General features: G+C 53.5%; 2 protein-coding genes. Both read right to left on the bottom strand.

The genetic code is table 11. The features are described 5' to 3' along the window. Window positions 1-1,496: peptide ABC transporter substrate-binding protein (locus lacNas_RS08315; RefSeq protein WP_201346772.1), on the bottom strand; the 1,496-nt coding region annotated here is incomplete at its 3' end. Between the two features lie 488 nt (window positions 1,497-1,984). After that, a partial coding sequence (locus lacNas_RS08310) for an Hsp33 family molecular chaperone HslO (protein WP_201346771.1) occupies window positions 1,985-2,417 on the bottom strand: 433 nt, incomplete at its 5' end.

Genomic DNA, 2,417 nt, shown 5'->3' with positions numbered 1-2,417 from the left:
TTCATCAGCAGCTTTTCGGCAGCCACCAGCCGCTTCCAGCGCTGAACTGGCTTGTTGCCGTAGACGTTTTCGGCTTCATCAAGCAGCTTGTCGTACTCGCTGCTGTCGTAGCCGCTGTTGTTGTAGCTGGAGTTCTTTTCAAAGACGTCCAGGAAGTTGATCGGATCGCCCAGAATAGCCTGCCAGTTCTTGATGGTCAGCTGGTAGTTGCCGGCGCTTTGCCGGGAAATCAGGGTCGTGTAAGGCAGGGTGGTCACCGAGATCTTCACGCCTGGCAGTTCGCCCAGCTTGCTTTGCAGGAATTCGCCCACCTGCTTGGCGCTGTCGGTGTCGCTGACCGTCAAATCAAGGTTCAAAGACTTGATGCCCAATTCCTTGTAGCCCTTGGCCAGATACTTCTTGGCCTGCTTCAGGTCATAGCTGACGGCTTCCTTGACGTAGGCCTCCTTGTAAAAAGCTTCCCCGGTCGTCGGGTTGTTGCCCATGCCGGACGGCACGAAGCCCTTAGCGGCAACTGACCCGTCGCTCAAGACCTTGGCCAGGCTGTTCCGGTCGATGGCCAGGGAGAAGGCCCGGCGGATGTTGAAGTTCTTAAAGGCCTTGACCTTGTTGCGGTTCAGTTCCAAACGCTGGATGGCGGAGGCCGGCCGGTCGTAGAAGGTGGACTTGCCCTTGTTGGCCTTGACCTGCTCGCCGGTCAGGTAGGTTTCGTCCAGCTTGCCGGCCTGGTAGAGGTTGTAGGCCGTCGAGGAGCTTTCGCTGATGGTTTCGTTGATCTTGTCGAGCTTCACGTGCTTTTTGTCCCAGTAGTTCTGGTTCTTGACCAGGGCGAACTGCTTGTTGGACCCGGTCCACTTGGTCAGCTTGAAAGGACCCGAAGAAATGGTGTACTTGGCTGCCGTCCCGTACTTGCTGCCGACCTTTTCAATAAACTGCTGGTTTTCCGGGAAAAAGAGCGGGAAGGCCAGCAGAAGCTTGAAGTAAGATACCGGCCGGACCAGCTGGATCTGCAGCTTGTTTTTGCTCAAGGCCTTGACGCCCAAGCTAGTCACGGACTTCTTGCCGGCATTGATGGCTTCGGCGTTTTTGATCTGGTAGAGGTAGAAGGCCATGGAGGACTTGGTCTTAGGATTCAAGGTTCTTCTGAAAGAGTAGACAAAGTCATTGGCCGTGATTGCCTGACCGTTGGACCATTTGGCTTTTCTCAAGACGAAAGTATAGGTCTTGCCGCCATTGGTGACTTTGGCGCTTTTGGCCAGGGCCAGCTGGGTCTTTTGCTTTTTGTCCAGGCGGTAGAGGCCTTCTTGGGTATTCAAAAGAGCCTGGAAAGAGGTTGAGTCCGTCGTCAACGACGGGTCCTGGGTGGATATCTGGGCGCTTTCCGTCCAGTTAAGCACCTGTTTGGTCTTCGAATTGCTGTTCTGCTGGCCGCAAGCGGCAAGCAAAAGCGCGGAAGCAGCGGCTAAGCCGGCGGCGGTAAATTTCTTCAAGGTCATGGTTTCCTCCATTTTTACTACTTTTACTACAAAAACAAACAATTAACACACAGCAAGCCCAAAAAGAAAGGCGCCCCTGAGATTAACTCTCAGGGACGCCAATAGCGTGTTACCACCCGTCATTCAAAGCAAAATGCTTCCTCAGCAGATGCTCTGCCTGAAAAAAAGACGCCTCTTGGCCCAGAGGCCAAGGGACGTCTTTGCGCGTTACCACCCTTTGTTCAGCCCGGCTTCACAGCCAGGGCCCTCAAAGTCTTCCAGTCAGAAGATCTGAACGCGCTAACGGGCGTTAAGCGGACCCGGCTTATCAGTGACTCGCCGGAATCATGCCAACACAAGACCATCTTCGCCAGCTGCCGCCCCCTGTTTCTCAGCACCAACAGTTCCCTGTAGAGGCTTTCCCTGACTACTCATCTTCTTAAGCTTTGTTTCATTTAACTATAAGTAGATCATAAAGGAACTTTTAACTTCCGTCAAGGTCAGAAAAATTATTTTTGCAGCTTTTTGTCCAAAATGGCCTGCAGCTCTTCTTCAGTGAAATTGTACTTGTCCCCGCAGAAGTTGCAGACCAGTTCGGCTCCGTGGTCTTCTTCGATCATTTCCTTGAGCTGGCTGCCCTTCAAAGTTTCCAGCATTTCAGCATACTTTTCCTTGGAGCAGTCGCAGCGGTAGGAAACCTCGTCTTTTTCCAGGATCTTGCAGTCATCGCCCAGAATCTTCTTGGCCAGCTCTTCTGGCGTCATGCCGTCCAAAAAGGCGGATGAGAGCTGCGGCAGGGCCTTGATCCGGTCTTCCGTTTCCTTCAGCAGCTCTTCACTTGCCCCTGGAAGCGCCTGGAGCAAGAAGCCGCCAGCTGCCCCGATGGTGTCGTTGGGGTTGACGAAAACTGACAGGCCAACGGCTGATGGAATCTGCTCTGAC

The organism is Lactobacillus nasalidis (assembly GCF_016587775.1).
Taxonomy (GTDB): domain Bacteria; phylum Bacillota; class Bacilli; order Lactobacillales; family Lactobacillaceae; genus Lactobacillus; species Lactobacillus nasalidis.
The sequence above is the reverse complement of the archived record's forward strand: the minus strand, read 5'-3'. Positions and strand labels throughout refer to the sequence as shown.